Source organism: Sagittula sp. P11, assembly GCF_002814095.1.
Taxonomy (GTDB): Bacteria; Pseudomonadota; Alphaproteobacteria; order Rhodobacterales; family Rhodobacteraceae; genus Sagittula.
On record NZ_CP021913.1, the window covers coordinates 3,628,443 to 3,652,668 of the forward strand.

Consider the following 24,226-nt stretch of genomic DNA (forward strand, 5'->3'; position numbering starts at 1 on the left):
TCAGTCTCCGTCCTGGGAATTGAAGCCGGCGGCAAGGCCCAGTTCAGGGCCCAGCTCCGACGCGATGACATAGCGGATCGTGTCGATCTTCTGCTGCAGGACTTCCACCTTGAACCGGCCCATGGGCGTGTCGACGCCAGCGAAGACCGGGCTTTCCTGTGCCTCGACCTCGGCAAAGGCCGCATCGTAGGCGTCGGTGATCCCGGCGCGGACCTTTTCGGGCGCGTCCTGCGCCAGTGCCAGCGCCAGATCTTCTGTCGCCTCCAGCGACAGGCGGACATGGCGCAGCGAGCGTTCGGAGCGGTAGGCCTCTGCCCGCGTGGGGCGGGGACGCTCGAAAGTACCGAGCGGGCGGCCCAGCCGCGTGTCGGAGGTGAACTGCAACCCGCTGGTCAGCGTGGTGTAAAGCGCCTGCAAGGCCTCGTCGTTCGTGCGGTACCGCCCGTCCGGACCGATCTCTGCCTCCGTGAAGGCGTCGGAGAAATCGGTTCGCCAATCCTCGAGGATGGCGTCGGAGATGTCGGAGATGTCGCGCGTCACCGCCTGTATCAGGGCGCAGCCGTAGTCGCCCGCGTCGGTGAACTGCGGATCGAACAGCAGGAACTCCATCGCGTAGAAGCCCCGCGCGGCGATCGACACATGTGTGAAGGTCTCCGCCGTCTCCACGGCGGGGTCCTCATCCGCGATGAGCGTGGCAAGCGTTTTCGGGGTGAAGCCGCGGGTGTCGGGCCAGAACGCCAGCGCGAAGGCCCGGTCGCCGGTTTCGGTCGGGCCGAGGCGCAGGTGGCTGACCCGGACCCATGCGTCGAAGGTGTCTGCCCAAGCGTCGCGCAGCGCGGTGCTGTCCGGGGCGCAGTCCGTCCGGGCAACGGTTTCGAGCGCGTCGGCTTTTTCCGCCAATTGTTCGAAGCCGGGGATGACCTCGGTCGCGACTATCTCGGACGGGGCGGGGTTGGCCAGCGCCGCACCCGCGCAGAGGCAGAACAGGGCAGACAGGGCGGGACGAAGGGGCATCACAGGCTCTCCAGGTATGTCAGCAGGGCGGCGCGGTCCGGCGGCGGCATGTTCGCGACCGAGTCGCGCTGCGCCTGCGCCTCTCCGCCATGCCACAGCACCGCTTCGAGAAGGGAGCGCGCCCGCCCGTCATGCAGGAAGTAGGTATGCCCGGAGACCTGTTCGGTCAAACCGATCCCCCAGAGCGGCGCGGTGCGCCATTCCTGTCCGCTGGCGCGTGCTTCTGGCCGGTTGTCGGCGAGCCCCGGTCCCATGTCGTGCAGCAGCATGTCGGTGAACGGCCAGATGAGTTGGAACGACTGTTCGGGCCGGTCCTCCAGGCGGTGCGTCACGAAAGTGGGCGTGTGGCACTTGTTGCAGCCGGTTTCGAAGAACACCTGCTTGCCGCGCAGCACCTCCGGTTCGCCTTCGCCACGCCGGGCGGGCACGCCAAGGTTGCGGCTGTAGAAGGCCACGAGGTCCAGGCCTTCGGCGTCGATCTCGAACCCGCGTTCGTCCGTGTCGCCGTGGGCGGCGGCCAGGCAATCGACCTGCGCTTCGGTGCATTCGCCGGCACCCGCATCGAACAGCGGGTTGGAAATGCCGATGTCCCCCGCGAAGGCGGCGGCCGACTGTTCCCGGATCGTGGGCGCGCCCGCCTTCAGCCCGAAACGGCCAAGCATGGGCTGGTTGTATTCCGCCGACCAGACGATCTGCGCCCGGCCGGAAATGCCGTCGCCGTCGCTGTCATCGGGATCGGCGTTGGCAAGGATGTCCTCCGCCGGGATCGCTTCCAGCAGGCCAAGGCCGATCATCTGCGGCGCCACGCGCGGCGAGAGCATCGCGCCCTTTGCCAGCGGGCCGTAGCCCAGATCGGCGGCGCGGTAGGTCGGTACCCGCAGCGACGCGACTTCGCCCCCGGAGAGCTGGACCTCTTCCTCTTCGTAGGTGATGTCGAGCCGGTATTCCGCGGCGTGGCCGGGCAGGGCAAAGTCCTGAAGTTGCAGGCCGTAAACCGGGTCGGCCTTGGTCGGCAGGTATTCGGCAATCTCTTCAAAGACGTCTTCGTCGGTGCCCGGCACCGAGACGCGCAGGAACATCGACACGGCTGTGTCCTCGGGTCCTTCGGGCGGATGCCCGCGGCCGTCTTTCAGGTGACAGCGCTGGCAGGACCGGGCGTTGTAAAGCGGGCCAAGCCCGTCGGAGGCGAGGGTGGAGGAAGGGGCGGATACCCAGACCTTCTTGAACAACCCGTTGCCGACCTTGAAATCCAGTTCGCGCTCGAAGGAGATGTTGCCGGATGGCTGCGAGAAGGCGTCCGCCGTGGTCATGGCGCGGACCGTCGCCGCGCCGCCGGGGTTGGCTTCGAAGGTCTGCGGAGTCTGGAACTGCTGGGGTGCGGCCGTGGCGCCTGCAATGCGGTCACGCTCGGCTTCGGTGCGCGGCACCACATGAAGGTGAACGTCCGAAAGGTCCTGTGCCGCTGCTGCGCTTGTCAGTCCGACCAACGCGACCGTGGCCATCCACCCTGACATCGACCCGCTTCTTTTCATGCCCGTCTTCTCCGCTGGCTGGGCCGCGCAGTCGGGCCCTGGCTCTGGTCCCCGGCCCGCAGCAAGGGCGGGCCGGGGGGTATCCCGTACCGATCCGGCACCCATTCCGGACCGGCACAAGCTTCGGCGTCTTACTGGAAGACGGCCGAAGGATTGTCGAGGCTGTCGGAGCCTTCGAACTCGATGCCGTCCACCGACAGGGCAGAGACGACGCGTTCGATGCTGCGGGTCTGGTCGACCAGGGCCTCGACGCCGCCCATGATCAGCGCCTCGCCCTCGGTATTGCCGCGTTCCAGCATCATGTCGTAGGAGAAGCCGTCCTCGGCCGCCGCGACGATGGCGCCCAGCTTGTCCATGGTTGTGTCCAGCTTGGCCTTCATTTCCTCGTCGAGGGCGGGGTCTGCCTCGGCCACCATGTCGCTCAGCGAGGGGCCGGTCACCTCGGTGCCGTCGACCCGCGTGTAGCTGCCGAGATAGACGTTCTGCACGCCCTTGCCGTCGTAGAAGTGCGAGTTGTGCGTGTTGTCGGAGAAGCAGTCGTGCTCTTCCTCCGGGTCGTTCAGCATCAGGCCGAGACGCATCCGTTCGCCCGCCTGTTCGCCGTAGGACAGCGACCCCATGCCGGTCAGCATCGCCACGATCCCGGCGTCCTCGTCTTCCATCAGCGCATCGCGGGCGGCGCCGCCGTCCTGCCATTGTGCGGCCATCCATTCGAGGTCGCTGACCAGAAGCTCGGTCGCGGCCTGGAGGTACTCGGCGCGGCGGTCGCAGTTGCCGTTGGTGCACTCGTCGCCCGAGGCGTAGTCGGTATAGAGCCGGTCACCGGCACCGGCCTCGGTCCCGTTGAGGTCCTGACCCCAGAGCAGGAACTCGATTGCATGATAGCCGGAGGCCACGTTCGCCTCCACCCCGTCGGCCTCGTGCAGCGTGCCGGAGATCAGGTCGGGCGTGATCTCGGAAGCATCGACCTCTTCGCCGGAAAGCGTGAAGGTCGGGGTCGCGATGACGTTCAGACCGGCGAACTGGTTCTCGTCGGACGGCCCGCCATAGGTGGCGTCGACATAATCAATCAGCCCTTCGTCCAGCGGCCAGGCATTTACCTTGCCTTCCCAGTCGTCCACGATGGCGTTGCCGAAGCGGAAGACCTCGGTCTGCTGGTAGGGAACACGCGCGGCGAGCCATGCCTCGCGGGCGGCGTCGAGCGTTTCCTGCGAGGGATCGGCGATCAGCGCATCGACGGCCTCCTGCAGGGCCTTCGCGGTGGTCAGGCTGTCCTCGTATCCCGCCTGCGCGATGTCGGCATAGGTGTCCAGCACCTCGGCGCTATCGGCGGCAAAGAGCGGTGCAGCGCAAAGCGACATCGCGGCGGCGGTGGTCATCAAGGTCTTCATGGGTGTCCCTCCATCTGTCGTGTCTTGGACTCTTCCTGAGCGTTTGAGTCGGAAATGTCAATCCTGACGAAATGACTCGGCATATGGATTGCTAAGGGCGTGTTTGCCGTGAGGGGTGTCTGCCCGTCGGTCCGTGGGGGGCTAACCCGCACCCAAGGAGGTATTTGCACCAAGGTGAAGGGGAGGCCCTTCGCGGATCAGTGGGTGGTCCAGGTAATGCGGAAACGGGCGCCGGTGGCAGACGGCACGAGGGCGATGTCGCCGCGGTGCGCGGCGAGGATGTTGGCTGCGACGGCGAGGCCCATGCCCGTTCCGCCGGCATCGCGGCGGGTCGTGAAAAAGGGGTCGAAGATGCGCGCGGCGTTGCCGCCGGAGATGCCGGTGCCATTGTCGTGCACCTCGAGCGTGGGCTGGTCGTCGGATTGGCTGGCGACGACGGCGACCCTCGTCGCGCCGTGCTCCGCGGCGTTGTTCAGCATCTGTGCGAGGACCACCAACACACCTTCGCGGCCCATCGGCAGGGCAACGCGCTGCCCGTCGAGGTCGATCTGCAGGCCGGGGTGTGCGGCGGTCAGATCGGGCGCCAGCCGTTCCAGCGTGGTGCTGCCGAGATAGCGGACCTCGCGCGCCCGCGCCGCGCGGCGCAGGGCCGACAGCCGGGTCTCGATCTGCTGGCGGGCGGTGTCGATCCTTGTCAGAAGTTGCTGTTCCTCGTCGGAGAGGGCCGCGGTGTCCTGCATCAGTTCCACCGCCGCGCGGATCGCGGAGACCGGTGTCTTCATCTCGTGCGTGACGTGGTCGGTGTAGGCGCGGACCGTGGCTTCGCGGTCGCGCAGCGCCTCTGTCATTGCGATGACCCGCTGGGCGGTGGCGTGGAGTTCGCGGGTGCCGTAGTGGCGCGGGACCTCTGCCGTGCCTTCCGCCATGGCGTAGGCTTCGAGCGCATGGATCGGGCGCAGCAGCAGGCGGACGAGCAGCCAGCCCACGACCGCCGTCACCGCCGCGATCAGCGATCCGAGCAGCACGGCTGCCTCGCGGTAGCCGATCGCCGGGCCGAGGTAGCGGAAGACCACCAGCCCACTCAGCGAGAGCGCGAGGGTCCCGGCCAGTGCGCCACCCAGCACCAGCCCCAGCGAGGGGCGCCAGCGGCGGGTCACGCGGCGTCTGCCGTGCAGGGGCCGAGGCGCATCCCCTGGGCGTGCACCGTCTCGATGGCGTCAGGGACGCCGGCGTCGGCCAGCTTGCGGCGCAGGTTGCGCAGGTGGCTGTCCATCGTACGGTCCGATTGCTGCGCGCCCGCGCCCCAGACGGCGGAGGCCAACTCGGCACGGGTGAAGAGCCGTCCGGGCGCGGCGATCAGCGTGTCGAGCATCTGGAACTCCGTCCCCGTAAGTGCCACCGGCTGCCCGGCGGCGCGGCAGAGGCGGGCTTCCCGGTCGAGCGTGATGGCGCCGTGGCTGCGGGTGTCGTCGCGGGCGGGCGTGCCGTAGCGCCTGAGGATCGCGGCGACGCGGGCCACGACCTCGCGCGGGCTGAAGGGCTTCGTGACGTAGTCGTCGGCGCCCATCTCCAGCCCGACGATGCGGTCGACCTCGTCGTCGCGCGCGGTGAGGAACAGCACCGGCACGTCGGAACGGGCGCGCAGGCGGCGGCAGACCTCGAAGCCGTCCATTTCCGGCAGGCCGATGTCCAGCACGATCAGGTCGGGTGTCTCGCGCCCGGCATGGGTCAGGGCGAGCGCGCCGTCGGCGGCGCAGATCACCGTGTGCCCGGCGCGTTCGAGTGCAAGGCGCAGGAGGTCGCGCAGGCTGGGGTCGTCGTCGACAATCAGGATCTTCATCGGGTCGTGGGCTCCGCTTCGGCGGGACCATATCCGCCGACGCGCGCCTTGCGGAACCCCCATTCCTGCCAGTGCGCGATCCGTGGCTCGGTCAGGGCGCAGCCGTGTCGGACGAGCACGCCTTCGAGATAGGGCCTTTGGGCGACGGCCCGGGCATAGGCGTCCTGCGCCATCGGGCCGAGGCTGCAGACGTAGGCGAAATCGGTCTGACGGGTGGCCGGGGCGGACAAGTTTCCGTCGGCGATTTTCTCGGCGACGTTCACAAAGGCGGTGGCGTAGAGCGTGGCGAGACCCAGCAGCGCGCCGCGCATCAGGAGCCAGCGGTTGCGGTGAGCCCGCAGGACCTGCCAAACGGCGAGGGCCAGCATCAGCGCGACGAGTCCCATCCAGATCATCGCATGCACGCGCAGGTAGGTCAGCCCGTAGGCCGCGATGTAAAGCTCCAGCCGCAGCATGGCGGCGCCACAGAGCACCACGTTCTGCACCAGCCACAAGAGGAGGAGCGGCCGGATCGCCCGATGCTCGCCGAGGAAAGGACGCGCGGCCAGCGCGAAGGCCCCGGCAAGCAGGGCTGTGGCCAAGAGCGGGTAGGCGCCGCGATGGGCGTATTCGGCGTAGTTCATGCCTTCGGGCAAGGCCGCGCCGCCCAGCAGGATCGCCGCGTCCATCACGGTCTGAACCGCGATCAGAGCGTTGAACATGACCAGTGCCCGCAGCACAGATGTGCGGGTCAGGCCGAAGCGCGGGCCGGCCGTGGGCAGTGTTTGCGGAAGGGCGACCGGGCGCGGCAGGCTCCGGTCGAGCAGGGGCCAGACCAGCAGGGCGATGCCCGCCCAGAACAGGCCGCGTTGCAAAAGCGTGAAGACGTCGGGGCGCAGGTCGAGGGCCTGGCCGAGCACGGGGTTCGCCCCGACGAGCAGCCCGGCGAAGACCAATGCGCCGCCGACCGGAAAGGCCCAACCGGCGGCCAGGCGCCTCAACGCGCCGGTTTCGGGTGCGCGGCGAAGCGCCCGGAAGGCGTGGCCCCAGCGGTCCGGGTTGAGGGGGGCCGCCCATGCGCCTGGCAGGCGTGCCAGCCAGGCGAGGCCCGTGGCCAGCCAGGGGTCTTCTGGCCGGACGCACGCCCAGACGAGGCTTGCGGCGAGGCCGGCAAGGAGGAAGCCCACCGACAGGGCTTGCACGTATTCGACCACAGGCAGGGCGCCCAAGACCAGCAGCAGGGCCGGGCGCACCAGCCGCGCCGTCGGCCTCCCGTCCCATGTGGCGACGGCGAAGATCGCTACGGCGAAAAGCGCGAGGGATATGCCCGGGGTGCGGTGCCAGAACAAGAGGTCCGCGAGCAGCACGAGGAACGCCAGACCTCCGAAGCGTATCGCCGCACCCCGGCGCGTGTCCGAGGGGGTTGCTTCGCCATCACCGCCGTCGCCATCCAGCCACCATCCGTCCATCGCCAGTACCTGCGGCACGCCGCGCGCGAACTCCTGTCCCATGTGTGTCTCCTTCGTTGAGCCTTTGGCGCAGGCTGGCGTGCCGCGCGTGCAAGGGCGCGTCAGGAGATGTGCAGGGGTCGTGCAGGCGGGCCTAGCGGAACCAGTGGTCCCAGCCGCTCAGGTAATAATCGACCAGCCGGTGGGTTTGCAGGGTGTTGGGCTCCACCTCAACCCGGTCGGTGTCGGCGGCGAAGACCTGGGCGCCCTGCCAGACCTCGGGCGTGAGGAACCTCAGCCCCTCGGGCAGGTCGAGCGGGCGGGCGCGCCGTGCGAGCGGTTCCACGATGACGAAACCCCATTCGCCGAAGCTCGGGACGTAGGCGTGGTAGGGCAGGATGGTCAGCCCGGTGTCCGGGGCGACCGGGTTGCGCACATCCTCCCACGTCCGGACGACGGACCAGAAGGCCTCTCGTGCGTAGACAGGCGATCCGGCCTGCGTGACCAGCACGCCGGTGGTCGAGACGCGCTCCATCAGCAGGCTGTAGAACTCCCGGCTGTAGAGCTTGGAGAGGGCGATGTTCTTCGGGTCGGGCAGGTCCAGCACGATCACGTCGAAGATTGCATTGGTGTCCTCGGCAAAGCGCCATGCGTCGGCGTTGACCACATGCACGCGCGGGTCGCGCAGGGCACCGCCGTTCAGGGCGGCCAGTTCGTCGGTGTCGCGGAACAGCTCGGTCATGCGCGGGTCGAGGTCGACCAGCGTGACGCTTTCGACTCCCTCGTGGCGCAGCACCTCGCGCGCCGCCATGCCGTCGCCGCCGCCGAGGATCAGCACGTCCTTCACCCGTTCGGCCCGGGCCATAGCCGGATGGATCAGGCTTTCGTGGTAGCGGTACTCGTCGAGGCTGTCGAACTGGATGGAATGGTCGAGGTAGAGCCGCACCCGGTCGCGGAACCGCGTGACGGAGATCTGCTGGTAGGGCGTCGTCTCCGATATGATGACGTCATCCTCGAACAGCGCCGCATCGGCGACGGAGACCATCCGCTCCGACTGTATGAGGGCCGCAACCGAGGCCAGCAGCGCCACGCCGCAGCCGATCCATTGCGCCCGGCTGGCGATATCCCGGAAGATCACCAGCGACAGCGCCGCCACGGCCAGGTTCAGCGTGCCGAAGGCGAGGGAGGCGGACATCAGCCCGAGGTTGGGGATGACCAGCAGCGGGAACGCGAGGGAGGCCGCCAGCGCACCGACGTAATCGGCGGAGAGCACGTTCTCGAACCGGAAGGAGGTCGCGCCGATCGATTCCAGAACGCGGGCGATCAGCGGGATTTCCATGCCGGAGAGCACGCCGATTGCGATCAGTGCACCGTAGAGCGCCAGCCCCACCTCGCCGGTGGCGGCGTAGGTGAAGAACAGGAGCGGCGCGAGGAAGCCGCCGATGACCCCCAGCGCGATCTGCGCCCAGATGAATCCGCGCACCGCTTCTCCGACAAAGCGGGAGGCCCACGCCCCCAGACCCATGGCACTGAGGAAGACGCCGATGACAAAGCTGAACTGCCGGATCGAGTCGCCCAGCAGGTAACTCGACACCGTGCCGGCGATCAGCTCGTAGATCAGGCCCGCGACCGCGACGAGGAAGGTGGCCAGAAGCAGCCAGACCTCCTTCAGCCGCCGGTCGTCCGGGGCGGCGGCGGGCGTGTTCAAGACAGGATGACTGCCGAGATGATGATCGCCAGCGCAAGGAAGACCGATCCGATCAGCACCGCCAGCGCGGTGTTCTGGTCTTCCTCGATCTCCTTGATGACGGAGAAATGGGTGAAGCGGTTGATCGCCCACCAGCAGGCCCCCATCAGCGCCACCCCGAGAAAGGTGTAGAAGATGGTGCTGATGACTTCCGACAGCTGAATGGTGATGACCGGTTCCATGTGAGACTCCCTCAAATCCTGTTCTGCGCGCTATTTCACCCGGCCCGCAAGGCCGCCGGGTCCGGCAGAGCCCTGCCGGATCGATTTCGAGACATCCGAGCTGGCCCCGCCGTATCCGTACCACGACACGTAGGTCGTGCCCGCGACCGCCGCGAGCGAGACCATGACGAAGACGATGCGAAACAGGTTCATGTCAGTCCTCGTCCGTCCAGTCTGAGCCCGAGAAGCGGACGGTGCGGTGCCAGAGCCGGCGGCCCAGCGGGATCACGGCGACGAGGCCGAAGAGGATGCCCAGCACCCCCAGCCAGCCCGCCGACCGCACGCCTTCGCGGGCGGAGACGGTGAAGCTCGTGGGTTCCGACCCGGAGATCCAGAGCTCCGTTTCCTTCTCGTTGAAGATGATCTGGTAGGTGCCGGCGGCGGGCGGGCGGAAGCGCAGGTTGGCGGTGCGGTTGCCCTCCGTCCACGTGCCATCGGAGTCGCGGCCGGAATAGAACTCCATCGCGCGGCCGGATTCGAAGAGCGTCTCGCCCTCCGGGTCCAGGACCTCCATCCCGACCCAGAGCCAGGCGTTCGACGGGTGCGCCCCGAGGTCGATCTGCACCAGCCGGTCGGTCTGCGTGACCGGGAATTCCACGGTCTGGGGCAGGGCGGCCAGAGAGATCGCCGTCTCGCCCAGCACGTCGCGCTTGTTGGCGGTCACCGCGACAAAGAGCGACAGCACGATGCAGGCCACCGCGAAGATGGCAGCGGCGCGCGTCATGAAGCGGTCGTTGGTGCCGCCCTTGAACGGCATCAACGGGTGGCGGGACAGTGGTGGGCCCAGCGGGTCTGTCAGTTTGAAGGCGGCCGCCAGCTCTGCAGGGTCCAGCCAGATCGTGCGGTGCATTTCCCGCTCCACCCCGCTTTGGGAGAAGTCGAGCATCGCCTCGTCGGATAGCGCAGAGATCGTCTGCGTGGTGTCGTCGATCTGCGGCGCCCAGGTGAATTCGCCTTCGAGGAAGGTGATGCGCGCGTCTGACGTCTCATAGTAGCGGAAGCGTTCGCCGTTCAGCAGGACCTGCGGGCGGCTTTCTGCGGATTCGACCCAGCGGCTGTCCATCCACGAGGGGTGGCTGACCTTCCGCACGCGGCGCGAGAAGGTGTAGTTGCCCTCTTCGACGTTCAGCCAGGCATAGCCGTGGGTGGGCGAATAAAGCTGGTGCTCCACCCATCTCCACGGGCCGTCCTTCATGCCGATGGTGCCGACGATGATCCAGTCGACCCCGAACAGGGTGCCTTCCATGCCCAGCCGGAAGGGTGTGTCGGGGCGCTGCAGGTCGTCGAACTTGCGCAGGACCTTGTAGTTTTCCTGCGCGTCGAGCTCTGCCCCGCAGTAGGAGCAGACGTGCACCACCACGCGCCCGCCACCCAGCACGTTCAGTCCCGCGCCGCAGGACGTGCAGTTGATGGAAGCAAGGCCCGCGCGCGTCACGACAGCACCTTCAGCGTGCCGGAGACCTCGAAGGGATCGTGCCATTCGCCGGTGAACCACGCGGTGCCGGTGCCGTCGGTCTCGGCAGAGAGCAGCGTGCCCTCATCCCCCTGCGCGTTCGCGTAGCTGAAGGTGTCGCCCACCACGACCCGTTCGCCGAACACGCCGCGGACCGCCACGCATTCGCCGTTCCCGGTCTCCACGACGCGGAAATGCTCCCTGTGCCATTCGAACGGCATGCCGATGCGGCTGTTTGTGCGCAGTGCCGGTTGTTCGGCGCTCTCGTCCACCGGCACCTGTATGACGATGTCGCCCTCGTCGACGGAGATCCAGGCGCCTGCGCCCTTCGGGTCCTCGCACCAGTATTCGTCCCACCAGCCGCGCCCGTAGGAAAAGCGTGCGTGGCCCAGCACTTCCCACGCCTTGCGGCCCAGCTTCACGATGTCGCCGATGGAGAAGAGCTGCGGCCCGTCGTGCATCTCGCCGGAAGTTCCCGCGTTCAGCAGCTTGTCGGACTGGACATAAAGCGTGGTGTCGCAGGACGGGCAGGTCAGCATGACCGCCGTCTTCACCTTGTCCGGAATCGGATGTCCACAATTCGGGCAGTTGAAATCCATGCGATTGTCTAACCGGACCCGGGGTTTCAGATCAACGCCGAAGACGCCGCCGCAGGAGGAGGCATTCCGTACCCCGACTTGCGGCTTGGTCGGAACGCAGGCCGCGGGGTTCTGCGGGGCGCTGCAAGCCACGTGTCCGGCCCGGCAGCATGGTCCCCGCGCCGTGAGAGATTATCGTCATTCGCCGCCCTCCCGTATGATGCGATATGAGGCGAAGGCGGATGGGCGGCTTGCATCGACCCTCATCTCGGGAGAGAGCTTTGCAGCAGGAGGAGCGATATCCGGACAGGACTGCCGATGCGTCGACGCCTTGCATGACAGGGGCCGCCGATCCGCGCGCCTGTCGCAAGAGGCCGCAGCACCGAAGCCGTGCCTTGCCCGTGCCGTCACCGGCCGCCGATCCTGACCGCATGGCCGTGCCCGCCTCGGCCACCCCTGATACCGTTCCTTGCAAGGAGCCTCTCGAATGACCCTTCGCTTTGCCATTCTCGGCGCCGGCCGCATCGGGCAGGCCCATGCCCGCGCGATTTCCGCCACACCCGGCGCCTCTTTCGTCGCGCTTTACGAACCGCTGGAAGAGGCGGCGTCCTCCATGGCGCAGCGGTATGGCTGCGACTTGCGCAGCACCGACGAAATCGCCGCGTCAGAAGACATCGACGCCGTGGCGATCTGCACCCCCACGGACACCCACGCCGACCTGATCGAGAAGTTCGCCAGGGCGGGCAAGGCGATCTTCTGCGAGAAGCCCGTCGACCTGTCGGCCACCCGCGTGCGCGAGGCGCTGAAGACCGTGAACGAGACCGGCGCGACCCTGATGGTCGGCTTCAACCGCCGCTTCGATCCCGACTTCATGGCGGTGAAGCGGGCGATCGACGCGGGCACGATTGGCGACGTGGAGATGGTGAACATCATCTCCCGCGATCCGGGCGCGCCGCCGGTCTCCTACATCAAGGTCTCTGGCGGCATCTTCCGCGACATGACCATCCACGACTTCGACATGGCCCGCTGGCTCCTGGGTGAAGAGCCGGTGACCGTGATGGCGCAGGGCTCCAACCTCGTCGATCCGGAGATCGGTGCGGCGGGCGACTGGGACAGCGTCAACGTCATCCTCAAGACCGCGAGCGGCCGGCAGGCCGTCATCAGCAATTCGCGCCGCGCCACCTATGGCTACGACCAGCGGATCGAGGTGCACGGATCGAAGGGCATGGCCTCGGCCGCCAACCGCCACGAATCCACCGTGGAGGTCGCGGGCGAGGGCGGTTATGCCCGGCCGCCGCTCCTGAACTTCTTCATGGACCGCTACGCCGTGGCCTACGCCAACGAGATCGCCGCCTTCGTGAAGGCCGTGGTCGAGGGCGCACCGACGCCGACGACCGGCGAGGATGGCCTCAAGGCCCTGGAATTGGCCGACGCCGCCTTCGAATCCGCGAAGACCGGCAAGGCCGTTTCGCTGACCTGATCCGCCTTGGCGCAGCAGGGCGGACGCTGCCCTGGCGCGTATCGAATGCAAGGCCGAACCGCCGCGTGCTTGGTCGCGCGGCGGTTTTTTGTTTGACGGATCAACCCGCTTGACGCCCCATGCGACACTGGTGTCTCGTCGGCACATGGTCCGAGCGCCGGATCAAAATTTTGTTTCCTAGTGGAAGATACTGGACAAACGAGACCGACTCTGGTCCCATGCCGGTAAGATGCTTCGGTGTTGCATTATAGTGCGATGTCTGCAAGATTTTGCACACTGGTCGGGATGTAGGGGAGGACATCATGGCAGTCTCACGTTCATCGCTATTGCGGGGAAGAGCGGCGCGTCGCGTGACGTGCCGTCTGATCGCCGTGCATGGCGGTGTGCGGCACCTGTGCGGGGTGCAGGAGCCTGCGCGGATGGGCTGCGGTGCGGATCATGCAATGCGTATCGCCGCCGGAGCACAGACCCGAAACCACATGCACAGACCGACCAAGGCCTTGCCGCGGCAGACAGGCACCGCCATTGTCGCGCGGCCGGGCGCCAGGAACTAGAACGCAGCCCGCAAAAGGGCTTCCGGTCATTCAGGGAGGAACATGATGACCACTCGCAGAACTTTCATTGGTGCTGCCGCGGCCTTGACCACGGCACTGCTGACCACGACCTCGGCCATGGCGCAGGAGGTCACGCTGACCCTGCACCAATTCCTGCCCGCACAGGCGAACGTGCCGAAGGACGTCCTGGACGTCTGGGCCGACAACGTCGAGGAGGCGTCCGACGGCCGCATCGAGATCGAGCGCTACCCCTCCATGCAGCTGGGCGGCACCCCGCCGGAGCTGATGGACCAGGCCATCGACGGCATCGCCGACATCGTCTGGACCGTGGTGGGCTACACGCCGGGCCGCTACCCCTCGACCGAGGTGTTCGAGCTGCCGTTCATGGTGTCCGACGCCCGCGCGGCCTCCTACGCCTACTGGAAGATGTTCGAGGAGCACATGCAGGACGGTGAGTTCGCCGACCTCAAGATCCTCGGCACCTGGGTGCATGGTCCGGGCATGTTCCACACCAACAAGCCGGTCACCGTACCCTCCGACCTCGAGGGCATGAAGATCCGCGGCGGCTCGCGCCTCGTGAACGACCTGCTGACCCGCGTCGGCGCGGAGCCCATCGGCATGCCGGTCCCGGCCGTGTCCGAGGCGCTGTCCAAGGGTGTGATCGACGGCACCACCATCCCGTGGGAGGTGACCTCGGCCCTGAAGGTCCCGGAACTGGTGAAGAACCACACCGAGTTCGACGGCCCCGCGCTCTACAACCTGACCTTCGTCCTGGCGATGAACAAGGACGCCTACGAGGGCCTGCCGGAAGACCTGCAGCAGGTGATCGACGACAACTCCGGCTTGGCCTTCTCGATCTACGCGGGCGGCACGCAGGCCGACGCGGACGGCCCGGCCCGCCAGATCGCCGTGGACCTCGGCAACAACATCATCACCGTGTCCGAGGAGGACGCGGCGAAGTGGGATGAGCTGGTCAACCCGATCTACGAGAGCTGGGTGGCGGAGATGAAGGACAAGGGCATCGACGGTCAGGCGCTGATCGACGAGGCCAAAGCCCTGATGGAGGAATACGACCCCTCCATGGACACCTACGGCAAGTGAGCCGTGCCCGGGGCCGCGCAGACCCGCGCGGCCCCGGATTCACCCTTTGTAATCCGAAAGTTGGGGGATAGCTGCGATGGCCGGTCTGCACCGCATCGTCCTGGGCCTTGCACGCCTGATGGCGCTTCTTGGCGGGGCGCTGCTGACGCTACTGATCCTGATCACCTGCCTGTCGATCATCGGCCGGGCGGGGAACTCCCTGCTGCATGCGATGGCAAGCGCGGGCGTCCTGCCGGGGCTGGCACAGGGGCTGATCGACTGGGGCATCGGCGCGATCCCCGGCGACTTCGAACTGGTCGAGGCGGGCATGGCGTTCTGCATCTTTGCCTTCCTGCCGTTCTGCACGGTGACGGGCGGGCATGCCTCCGTCGACGTGTTCACCAACTTCCTGCCGCGCACCGCCAACCGGGTGCTTGAGGTCCTGATCTCCATCATCTTCGCCGTGGTGCTGGTGGTGATCGCCGTGCAGCTCGAACAGGGCATGGCGCGCAAGATCTCCTCCGGGCAGACCACGCTGCTGCTGCAGTTCCCGGTCTGGTGGGCCTATGCCATCAGCCTCGCCGGGGCCGTCGTGACAGCCGTGATCGGCGTCTACATGGCGTTTGTGCGCATCTACGAACTTATGACCGGGCGCGTGATCGCCCCGAACGCTGTAGGAGCGGACCATTGAGCAATCTCGAGATCGGCATCTGGTCCTTCCCGGCGCTGCTGCTTCTGATCTTCCTGCGCGTGCCGATCGGGCTGGCCATGTTCTCGGCGGGCTTCGCGGGCATGTGGCTGGTGATGGGCAACACCCGGCTGCCGATGGCGCAGCTGAAGGACCTGGCCTATTCGACCTTCTCCAACTACTCGCTGTCCATCGTGCCGATGTTCCTGCTGATGGGTTACTTCGCGACCCTCGGCGGCATGAGCCAGGCGCTGTTCAAGGCGGCGGAATCCTGGCTGGGGCACCGGCGCGGCGGGGTGGCCATGGCGGCCATCGGCGCCTGCGCGGGGTTCGGCGCGATCTGCGGATCGTCGCTGGCCACCGCCGCCACCATGAGCCGCGTCGCCCTGCCGGAGCTGAAGCGTTACGGCTACGACGGCGGCTTTTCGACCGCGACGCTGGCCGCGGGCGGCACGCTGGGCATCCTGATCCCGCCCTCGGTCGTGCTGGTGATCTACGCGATCCTGACCGAGCAGAACATCGCCAAGCTGTTCCTCGCGGCCTTCGTGCCGGGCGTGCTGGCCGCCATCGGCTACATGATCGCCGTCTCCGTCTACGTGCGCGTGAACCCCAAGAGTGCCGGCGTCCGCGAACCGCAGCCCATGTCCGATCGCATCCGCGCGATGATCGACGTCTGGCCGGTGCTGCTGGTCTTCGTCGCGGTGGTCGGCGGCATCTACGGCGGCATCTTCACCCCGACCGAAGGCGCGGCCGTCGGTGCACTTGGAACGGGTATCATTGCGCTGGTTAACAGGGGCCTGACGTGGCGCACGCTGCTGGAGAGCTTCACCGACACGGCGCGGTCCTCGGCGATGATCTTCTTCATCGTGCTGGGGGCGGCCTTCTACAACGCCTTCCTCGCCCGGACGCGCCTGCCGCAGGAGCTGTCGTCCTGGGTGGTGGAGCTGGGCCTCTCGCCCATCGCGGTGCTGGCGGTGATCCTGATCGTCTACCTGATCCTCGGCTGCTTCATGGACAGCCTGTCGATGATCCTGCTGACGATCCCGATCTTCTTCCCGGTGATCTCGGCGCTGGATTTCGGCCTGTCGCCGGAGAACACGGCGATCTGGTTCGGCATCCTCGTGCTGATCGTGGTGGAGGTCGGTCTGATCACGCCACCGGTGGGGATGAACCTCTTCGTCATCAACGCGATGAGCCCGGAAACCCCCATGGTGAAGACCTATTCGGCGGTGCTTTACTACGTGGTTTCCGACCTGGTGCGGGTGGTGCTGCTGGTGGCCTTCCCGGCAATCACGCTGTTCCTGCTGCCAGGCTGAGGAAAGGACAGGCGGAGTGAAACTCCGCCCTACGTCCTGTCGGCCCGTGCGGCTGGCGGGGCGATACGACAAAACGGTTTCGCGCGCGTCCGGCAGGCCGGGCACGCGGATGGCCATCGGGGAAGGGGCTCTGCCCCGCTCGGCCCTTGAAGCGCCTTTGCGGCGCTTCACCGCTGCGCGGGCGGTCCTCGCCCCCCGAGGTATTTGGACAAGGTGAAGCAGCGGGGCTGCGAAGGAGGATCATCCTATGAAGATTTCGGGACAGGTTGCGATCGTGACCGGCGGGGCAAGCGGGCTGGGCGCCGCCACGGCGCGGCGGCTGGCGGCAGAAGGCGCTAAGGTCGGTATCCTCGATTTCGACGGCGACGGCGCCGCGGCCATGGCGCGCGAGATCGGTGGCATGGCGGTCAAGACGGATGTCGGGCTCGAGGCGTCGGTCGCGGATGCGGTGGCGGAGGTCAAGCAGCGGCTGGGCGCGCCGCGGATCGCCGTGTCCTGCGCCGGGATCGGGCTGGCGGGCCGGGTCGTGGGCCGTGACGGCGCGCTGTCGACGGACCTGTTCGAGAAGACGATCCGGGTGAACCTGATGGGCACCTACTACGTGATGAGCCACGCGGCGCGCGAGATGATGGCGCTGGAGCCGCTGGAGAGCGGCGAGCGCGGGGTTGTGGTCAACACCGCCTCCGTCGCCTACGAGGACGGGCAGATCGGGCAGGTGGCCTATTCAGCATCGAAGGGGGCCATCGCGTCGATGTGCCTGCCGGCGGCGCGCGAGATGGCGAAGCAGGGCGTGCGCGTCATGGCCATCGCGCCGGGCCTGTTCAACACGCCGATGATGGAGGGGCTGCCGCAGGAGACGGTGGACGGGATCGTGGCGAACGTGCCCTTCCCGCACCGTCTGGGCGATCCGGCGGAATATGCGCAGCTTGTCTGTCAGATCCTCGAAAGCCCCTACCTGAACGGCTCCGTCATCCGGCTGGACGGCGCTGTGCGTTTGCCGCAGCGCTGATCTTTCCAAGGGGATAGGCCATGGACTTGACGTATCGCGCGCACAAGGTCGTGCGGGAGGACCGGGCCGACGGGTCGATCCTGCTGACCTCGGGCTACGAGATGAGCCCGGTTGCCGCAAGGACCGGCGATTGGGTGGACCGCTGGGCCCGCGAGGCCCCTGAGCGGGTGTTCATCGCGGAGCGGTCCGGCGCGGGCTGGCGCGAGGTGAGCTATGCCGAGACGCGGGAGCGGGTGCGCGCGCTGGCGGCGGCGCTTCTGGCGCGCGGCATGGGGCCTGAGACGCCGATCGTGGTGATCTCGGGCAACGGCGTGGACCACGGGTTGCTGACACTTGCAGCGCAATACGTGGGGGTGCCGACGGTGCCGCTGGCCGAGCAATACGCGCTGATCCCGGAGGCGCGGGGCCAGTTGCGCCATTGCGTCGAGGTGGTCCGGCCCGCGATGGTCTTTGCCGACGACGGGGAACGCTACGGCGATGCGCTGGCGCTGGAGATTTTCGAGGGACTCGAGAAGGTTGTGTCGCGCAATGCACGTGCCGGCATGACCGCGCTGGAGACAATGACGGGCGGTTCGGACGTGGGCGTGGACGCGGCGGCGCAGGAGGTGGGCCCGGATACCGTGGCCAAGTTCCTGATGACCTCCGGTTCGACGTCGCATCCCAAGGCGGTGGTGACGACGCAGCGGATGATGTGTGCCAACCAGGCGCAGTTGCTCGACGCCCTGCCGTTCCTTGGCGAGAAGCCGCCGCGGATCGTCGACTGGCTGCCGTGGAACCATGTCTTCGGCGGGTCGCACAACTTCAACATGATGCTGGCGAATGGCGGGGCGCTTTACGTCGATGGTGGCAAGCCGACGCCTGCGCTGATCGGAAAGAGCATCGAAAACAACCGCTTGATCGGCGGAACGCTGGCCTTCAACGTGCCGGTGGGCTTTGCGCAGATGTGCGAGGCGATGAAGGCGGACGCGGAGCTGCGGCAGAGGTATTTCGAGGAGCTGGACATGGTGTTCTATGCGGGGGCGTCGCTGCCGCAGGACGTCTGGGACGACCTCGAGACCATGGCGCGCCAGGTGCGGGGGGAAGTGCCGCTGATGATCTCCTCCTGGGGGCTGACGGAGACCGGACCGGCCTGCCTGATCCAGCATGAACCGACCGAACGCTCCGGCATTGTCGGCGTGCCTATGACCGGGGTCGAGGTGAAGCTCTTGCCGGACGCCGAGCTGCGCTGCGAGATCCGCGTGCGCGGGCCGAACATCATGCCGGGCTACCTGAACGATCCGCAGAAGACCGCGGAGGCCTTTGACGAAGAAGGGTTTTTCCTGACGGGCGACGCGATGAAGTTCGTCGATCCGGACGACCTGGACAAGGGCATGAAGTTCGACGGGCGGATCTCGGAGGACTTCAAGCTGCTGACCGGGACATGGGTGCGCGCCGCCAACCTGCGGCTGGAATTGTTGAAGGATCTCAGCCCCCTGGTGCAGGATCTTGTGGTGTGCGGTGCGGACCGCAACGAGATCGGCGTGCTGATCTTCCCGTCGCGCGCCGCGCTCGACATGGGCGTGCCCGAAGGACCGCTCGTCTGGTCTGAGCGGTTGGCGGGGGCGGTGGCGGAAAAGCTGCGGGCGCGGGGGGAGCACGGGTCGGCGACGCGGGTGACGCGGGCGCTGGTGATGAGCGAACCGCCGTCCATGGGCGACGGCGAGATCACGGCCAAGGGGAATCTCAACTTCCGCAAGGTGCAGAAGCGGAGAGAGGCTTTGGTTTCAAGGCTTTACGACAATGCCGACCGGCACGTGGTGCGGATCTGAGGCGTTAACCTGCGTTGACGAAACCTGCGGGGTTCCGGGACCGCGCGGAGCGGTTAATCCGCCGTGCGCCCGGAGGGCCACCGCATGTTGTGGGGCCACGAGCCCACGTCCACACCGGATGAACGGATCTTAACCATTGGCCCCGACGCGTTATGGGACGAACCGGCCGTTTCGACCCCCCGAAACGGCCGGTTGGTAACCTTTGGCGCCCGGCGGGCCATTTCCGGTGTTGCGCGGGACGGGCCCGTTTTAACTTCTGTGCCGAACCGCTGGCGCCGGGCAGGTGGCGGGGGGCGGGCGTCGTGAAACCTCGCCCTGCGCGGCGGCGCATATGCCCCGGCCGGACCGCGACGACAAATCCCGAAATCATGACCCTTATTGGCATTATATTGCTAAAACGTATCTGCGCGACCCATATTTGTTTGCCCACGGATAATATCTTGGCAATATAGCGCACAAGCGACTCTGGGAGGAGGACCCCGGAGGCCATCTGAGGGGAGAACCCGGGGGCATCCCCGGGCGCTGGGAGGACAACATGACAGAAAATCAGAATGCGGCGCTGCATTTCGTGGACCGCCACCTGAGCGAAGGCCGTGCCGACAAGGTCGCCTTTCGCGAGGCAGCCGGGAAGACACGCAGCCTGACCTACGGAAAACTGGCGGAACGCTCGGACCTTGTGGCCGGGGCGCTGGGCGCGGCGGGCATCCAGCCGGAGCAGCGGGTGGCCTGCCTCGTGCTGGACCAGATCGAGTACCCGGAAATCTTCTGGGGCGCGCTCAAGGCGCATGTGATCCCCATCGCGCTGAACACGCTGCTGACGCCGGAGACCTATGACTTCATCCTGCGCGACAGCCGCGCGGTCTGCCTGTTCGTCTCGCGTGAGCTTTACGACGCGGTGAAGCCGGTGCTGGCAGAAAACCCCTACCTGCGGCACGTGGTGGTGATCGGCGACGACACGCCCGAGGGGTGCCTGAACTACGAACGCTGTCTTGAGGGCGCGGAGGCCGCGCCGGTGGCGCAGGTGAGCGAGGACGAATGTGCCTTCTGGCTCTATTCCTCAGGCTCCACCGGGCAGCCGAAGGGGGTGCGCCACGTCCATGGCGCGCTGAAGGCCACGGCGGACACATATGGCGCGCAGGTGCTGGGCATCCGCGAGGACGACGTGGTGTTTTCCGTTGCGAAGATCTTCTTCGCCTACGGGCTGGGCAACGCCATGACCTTCCCGATGTCGGTGGGCGCGACGACGATCCTGTTCAACGGGCGGCCGGTGCCGGACGTGGCGGCGCAGATCATCCGCGACGAGAAGCCCACGATCTTCTGCGGGGTGCCGACGCTTTATGCCGCGACGGTGCACTGGCTGGAAAAGCACGGCGTGCCGGAGCACCGGCTGCGCGCCTGCATCTCGGCGGGCGAGGCGCTGCCGACGGAAGTGGGCAACGCCTGGCTGCGGCTGTGGGGGGTGGATATCCTCGACGGTGTGGGGTCGACCGAGATGCTGCACATCTTCCTGTCGAACCGGCCCGGCGACGTGGTCTACGGCACCTCCGGCATGGCGGTTCCGGGGTACGAATTGCGCTGCGTCGACGAGGACGGCAACCAGATCCTGCCCGGCGGCGTGGGCGAGCTGCTGGTGCGCGGCGCCTCTGCGGCGGAGGGCTACTGGAACAAGCGGTCGAAAAGCCGCGCGACCTTCGAGGGCGAGTGGACGCGCACCGGCGACAAGTACGAGATCACCGAGGAGGGGCGCTTTGTCTACTGCGGGCGCACCGACGACATGTTCAAGGTCTCGGGCATCTGGGTCTCGCCCTTCGAGGTGGAGCAGGCGCTGGTGGCGCACCCCGGCGTGCTGGAGGCGGCGGTCGTGCCGTGGCGGGACGAGGACGACCTGGAAAAGCCCAAGGCCTTCGTGGTGCTGAAGGAGGGCGCGGATGCGGCCGAGGTCACCGGCGCGCTGAAGGAGTTCGTCAAGGCGCGGGTCGGCGCGTGGAAGTATCCGCGCTGGGTGGAGGTGGTGGAGGATCTGCCGAAGACCGCCACCGGCAAGATCCAGCGCTTCAAACTCAGGGCGCAGGCGGCGCCAAAGAAGGACATGGAGGGCGTGGCATGACTTGGCCGGTTGAGATCAGGGCAGGCGGCAAGCGGCTGGAATGTGCGGGCTTCGGGCCGGGGCCGGATGAGGCGCCGACGCTGGTGCTGCTGCACGAGGGGCTGGGTTCGCTGGCGCTGTGGCGGGATTTCCCGGAGCGGCTGGCCAAGGCCACCGGCTGGGGCGTCTTCGCCTGGTCGCGCGCGGGCTATGGCCGTTCCGATGCGGCGGAGCTGCCGCGCCCGCTCGATTACATGACGCGCGAGGCGGTGGACGTGCTGCCGGAGGTGCTGGAGGCCATCGGTTTCCGGCGCGGCGTGCTGATGGGCCATTCCGACGGCGCGACGATCGCAGCGGAATACGCGGGCTCGGTCGAGGATTTCCGGGTGCGCGGGCTGGTGCTTTTGGCGCCGCATTTCTTCACCGAACCCGGGGGGCTGGCGTCCATCGCGGAGGCGAGGGAGGCGTTCGCCTCGGGCGGGTTGCGCGAGAAGATGGCGAAGTACCACGACGATCCGGAGGCCACCTTCCGCGGCTGGAACGACGCCTGGCTGGCGCCGGGGTTCCGCGCCTGGCACGTGGGCGAGGTGATCGACTACTGGCGGGTGCCCTGCCTGGCGATCCAGGGGGCAGATGACCAGTACGGCACGCTGGCGCAGATCCGCGAGATCGAGAGCCGGTCCTATGCGCCGGTGGACACGGTGATCCTGCCGGGGGTGAAGCACGCCCCGCAGGCGGAGGCGCCGGAGGCGGTGCTGGAGGCTGTGGCCGAGTTCTGCGCGCGGCTTGCGCGGATCGAGGCGGCGGAGCCGGAGCTGGCGTGAGCTTCACGCCCTATGTGCCGGGCCTTACGCCTCGGCCTCCGGACGGTGCCTATGACGCCTTTAAGGAGGTCTCGGTCCCCCTGGCGGACTGCCGGGCCTGGCGTGAGGGGCTGCGGTTCTACCGGGAGGGGGCCTTCTGGGAGGCGCATGAGGTCTGGGAGGCGGTCTGGATGGCCGCGCCCGAGAAGTCGGCGGAGAAGCTGATGGTGCAGGGGGTCATCCAGCTGGCCAACGCGCGGCTGAAGCGCCGGATGGGGCGCGACGCGGCGGCAGAGCGGCTGGAGGGCATGGCGCGGGACCTGATGCGCGAAGCCTGGGCGCGGGCCGGCGGGGTGGTGATGGGCTTGGCGCCGGGTGACGGCGGGATTTGTGAACTATAGTGCATCAATTGCGTGAAGACCGTCATATTTTTGGTACTATAGTGCGAAAACAGCATTGAGGGCACAGGTTTTTGCGGTATAGTGCCAGCAAGCGCGGGAGGAGAATGCGGCGATGACGAAGCGAATCGATTTCCAGGTCGATCCCACGGCCTACAAGCACTGGAAGGTGCATTACGACGGTCCGGTGGCGCACCTGCACATGGATGTCGACGAGAACGGCGGGCTGTTCGACGGCTACCAGCTTAAGATGAACTCCTACGACCTGGGCGTCGACATCGAGCTCGCGGACATCGTGCAGCGGATGCGGTTCGAGCACCCGGAGGTCAAGGTCGTGGTGATGAAGTCCGACAAGGACCGGATCTTCTGCGCGGGCGCCAATATCCGCATGTTGGGCGGGGCCAAGCATTCGCACAAGGTGAACTTCTGCAAGTTCACGAACGAGACGCGCAACACCTTCGAGGCGGCGGAAGAGGACAGCGGCCAGAAGTACATCGCGGCGGTCAAGGGCGCCTGCGCGGGCGGCGGCTACGAGCTGGCGCTGGCCTGCAACCACATCATGCTGACCGACGATTCCTCGTCTTCCGTGTCGCTGCCGGAGGTGCCGCTGCTGGCGGTGCTGCCGGGGACGGGCGGGCTGACCCGGGTGACCGACAAGCGCAAGGTGCGCCGCGACCGGGCGGACGTGTTCTGCTCGACCGAGGAGGGGGTGCGCGGCAAGCGGGCGCAGGAATGGAAGCTGGTCGACGAGGTGATCCCCAACTCGAAGTTCGACGCGACGGTGGAGGTGCGGGCGAAGGAATTCGCGGTGGCCTCGAAGAAGGCGGATGTCGGGAAGGGCATCGTGCTGACGCCGCTGGACCGGACCTTCCACGAGGACGGCTCCGTCACCTATTCGACCGTGGAAGTGCAGACCAACCGTGCGGGCCGCACGGTGACGATCACGGTGAAGGGGCCGGAGGGCGAGGCGCCCGCCGACATGGCGGCGTTCGAGGCCGAGGGCGACCAGTCCTGGATGCTGCGGGCGGCGCGCGAACTCGACGACGCGATCCTGCACCTGCGGCTGAACGAGCCGGAGCTGGGCCTGATGGTCTTCAAGACGCAGGGCGATCCGGAGAAGCTCTTGGCGCATGAGGCGCTGCTGATGTCCGACAAGGCGCACTGGCTGGCCAACGAGGTGCTGCAGTACTGGAAGCGGGTGCTGAAGCGGGTCGACGTGACCTCGCGCTCGATGGTGGCGCTGGTGGAGCACGGGTCGTGCTTTGCGGGTGTGCTGGCCGAACTGCTCTGGGCCGTGGACCGCAGCTACATGATGGAAGACGAGTTCGAGGGCGACAACCGGCCCATCGCGACCATCACGCTGTCGGACGCGAACTTCGGCCCGATGCCGATGGCGAACGGGCTGACGCGGCTGCAGACCCGGTTCCTCGACGACGATGATGCGCTGGGCGTCTGCGCTGAAGCGAAGGGCGAGGCGCTGGAGGCCGAGGCGGCGGAGGAAGCCGGCCTTGTCACCATGATCCTCGACGACATCGACTGGGAGGACGAGATCCGCATCTTCCTCGAGGAGCGGGCGTCCTTCAGCCCCGACGCGATGACGGGGATGGAGGCGAACCTGCGCTTCGCAGGACCGGAGACCATGGAGACCCGGATCTTCGGCCGCCTGACCGCCTGGCAGAACTGGATCTTCATCCGCCCGAACGCCGTGGGCGAAAACGGGGCGCTGCAGCGCTACGGCACCGGCGTGCGGGGCGAATACAACATGGAGCGCGTGTAACGGCGCGAGGCAGAAGACTTTTCG

The 24,226-nt window shown here is 67.3% G+C and carries 21 protein-coding genes; 10 read left to right on the top strand and 11 right to left on the bottom strand.

Annotated elements, in window-relative coordinates; translation table 11 throughout:
• From CDO87_RS17645 to CDO87_RS17690, 11 genes are all read right to left on the bottom strand, one after another.
• On the bottom strand, positions 1-1,014 hold the full coding sequence (locus tag CDO87_RS17645) for an imelysin family protein (RefSeq protein WP_100929992.1): 1,014 nt from the start codon (positions 1,012-1,014) through the stop codon (positions 1-3).
• The gene (locus CDO87_RS17650; protein ID WP_100929993.1) at positions 1,014-2,516 is read right to left on the bottom strand and encodes a di-heme oxidoredictase family protein; all 1,503 of its coding nucleotides are present in this window, start codon (positions 2,514-2,516) and stop codon (positions 1,014-1,016) included. The genes CDO87_RS17645 and CDO87_RS17650 overlap by 1 nt, the downstream gene beginning before the upstream one ends.
• A 161-nt stretch (positions 2,517-2,677) precedes the next feature.
• Positions 2,678-3,937: an imelysin family protein gene (locus CDO87_RS17655; RefSeq protein ID WP_100929994.1), complete on the bottom strand. Its 1,260-nt coding sequence runs from the start codon at positions 3,935-3,937 to the stop codon at positions 2,678-2,680.
• Positions 3,938-4,134: 197 nt separating this feature from the next.
• A complete protein-coding gene (locus CDO87_RS17660) occupies positions 4,135-5,094 on the bottom strand; it encodes a sensor histidine kinase KdpD (protein WP_100929995.1) in 960 nt (319 codons plus the stop codon).
• A complete protein-coding gene (locus CDO87_RS17665; RefSeq protein ID WP_100929996.1) occupies positions 5,091-5,777 on the bottom strand; it encodes a response regulator transcription factor in 687 nt (228 codons plus the stop codon). The genes CDO87_RS17660 and CDO87_RS17665 overlap by 4 nt, the downstream gene beginning before the upstream one ends.
• Positions 5,774-7,267 (bottom strand): DUF4153 domain-containing protein, encoded by a 1,494-nt coding sequence (locus tag CDO87_RS17670; protein ID WP_100929997.1) that lies wholly within the window; start codon positions 7,265-7,267, stop codon positions 5,774-5,776. The genes CDO87_RS17665 and CDO87_RS17670 overlap by 4 nt, the downstream gene beginning before the upstream one ends.
• Positions 7,268-7,358: 91 nt before the next feature.
• The gene (locus tag CDO87_RS17675; protein ID WP_100929998.1) at positions 7,359-8,912 is read right to left on the bottom strand and encodes a polyamine aminopropyltransferase; all 1,554 of its coding nucleotides are present in this window, start codon (positions 8,910-8,912) and stop codon (positions 7,359-7,361) included.
• On the bottom strand, positions 8,909-9,133 hold the full coding sequence (locus CDO87_RS17680; protein ID WP_100929999.1) for a DUF350 domain-containing protein: 225 nt from the start codon (positions 9,131-9,133) through the stop codon (positions 8,909-8,911). Before CDO87_RS17680 ends, CDO87_RS17675 begins: the two co-directional genes overlap by 4 nt.
• Before the next feature lie 30 nt (positions 9,134-9,163).
• Positions 9,164-9,325 carry a hypothetical protein gene (locus CDO87_RS27050; RefSeq protein WP_198521744.1) on the bottom strand — a complete coding sequence of 54 codons (162 nt, stop codon included), beginning with the start codon at positions 9,323-9,325 and terminating at the stop codon, positions 9,164-9,166.
• 1 nt (position 9,326) lies between these two features.
• A complete protein-coding gene (locus CDO87_RS17685; protein WP_157815029.1) occupies positions 9,327-10,607 on the bottom strand; it encodes a DUF4178 domain-containing protein in 1,281 nt (426 codons plus the stop codon).
• Positions 10,604-11,164, bottom strand: a complete 561-nt coding sequence (locus tag CDO87_RS17690) for a DUF4178 domain-containing protein (RefSeq protein WP_157815030.1) — start codon at positions 11,162-11,164, stop codon at positions 10,604-10,606. Before CDO87_RS17690 ends, CDO87_RS17685 begins: the two co-directional genes overlap by 4 nt.
• Before the next feature lie 526 nt (positions 11,165-11,690).
• Here CDO87_RS17690 and iolG point away from each other — a divergent pair.
• The 10 genes from iolG (at position 11,691) to boxC (ending at position 24,202) form a co-directional block, all read left to right on the top strand.
• Entirely contained in the window at positions 11,691-12,683 is a 993-nt protein-coding gene (gene iolG, locus CDO87_RS17695) for an inositol 2-dehydrogenase (RefSeq protein ID WP_100930002.1), read from the top strand.
• 599 nt (positions 12,684-13,282) lie between these two features.
• A complete protein-coding gene (locus CDO87_RS17700) occupies positions 13,283-14,338 on the top strand; it encodes a TRAP transporter substrate-binding protein (RefSeq protein ID WP_100931020.1) in 1,056 nt (351 codons plus the stop codon).
• Positions 14,339-14,414: 76 nt separating this feature from the next.
• Positions 14,415-15,008 (top strand): TRAP transporter small permease, encoded by a 594-nt coding sequence (locus CDO87_RS17705; RefSeq protein ID WP_198521745.1) that lies wholly within the window; start codon positions 14,415-14,417, stop codon positions 15,006-15,008.
• Positions 15,005-16,321 carry a TRAP transporter large permease gene (locus CDO87_RS17710; protein WP_100930003.1) on the top strand — a complete coding sequence of 439 codons (1,317 nt, stop codon included), beginning with the start codon at positions 15,005-15,007 and terminating at the stop codon, positions 16,319-16,321. The genes CDO87_RS17705 and CDO87_RS17710 overlap by 4 nt, the downstream gene beginning before the upstream one ends.
• 247 nt (positions 16,322-16,568) lie before the next feature.
• Positions 16,569-17,330 carry an SDR family NAD(P)-dependent oxidoreductase gene (locus CDO87_RS17715; RefSeq protein ID WP_100930004.1) on the top strand — a complete coding sequence of 254 codons (762 nt, stop codon included), beginning with the start codon at positions 16,569-16,571 and terminating at the stop codon, positions 17,328-17,330.
• Positions 17,331-17,350: 20 nt separating this feature from the next.
• The gene (locus CDO87_RS17720) at positions 17,351-19,138 is read left to right on the top strand and encodes a feruloyl-CoA synthase (protein ID WP_100930005.1); all 1,788 of its coding nucleotides are present in this window, start codon (positions 17,351-17,353) and stop codon (positions 19,136-19,138) included.
• A gap of 535 nt (positions 19,139-19,673) precedes the next feature.
• A complete protein-coding gene (locus CDO87_RS17725) occupies positions 19,674-21,245 on the top strand; it encodes a benzoate-CoA ligase family protein (protein ID WP_100930006.1) in 1,572 nt (523 codons plus the stop codon).
• Positions 21,242-22,048 (top strand): alpha/beta fold hydrolase, encoded by an 807-nt coding sequence (locus tag CDO87_RS17730; protein ID WP_100930007.1) that lies wholly within the window; start codon positions 21,242-21,244, stop codon positions 22,046-22,048. Before CDO87_RS17725 ends, CDO87_RS17730 begins: the two co-directional genes overlap by 4 nt.
• The gene (locus CDO87_RS17735) at positions 22,045-22,428 is read left to right on the top strand and encodes a DUF309 domain-containing protein (protein ID WP_100930008.1); all 384 of its coding nucleotides are present in this window, start codon (positions 22,045-22,047) and stop codon (positions 22,426-22,428) included. Before CDO87_RS17730 ends, CDO87_RS17735 begins: the two co-directional genes overlap by 4 nt.
• A 112-nt stretch (positions 22,429-22,540) precedes the next feature.
• Positions 22,541-24,202 (top strand): 2,3-epoxybenzoyl-CoA dihydrolase, encoded by a 1,662-nt coding sequence (gene boxC / locus CDO87_RS17740; protein WP_100930009.1) that lies wholly within the window; start codon positions 22,541-22,543, stop codon positions 24,200-24,202.
• Positions 24,203-24,226 lie beyond the last annotated feature (24 nt).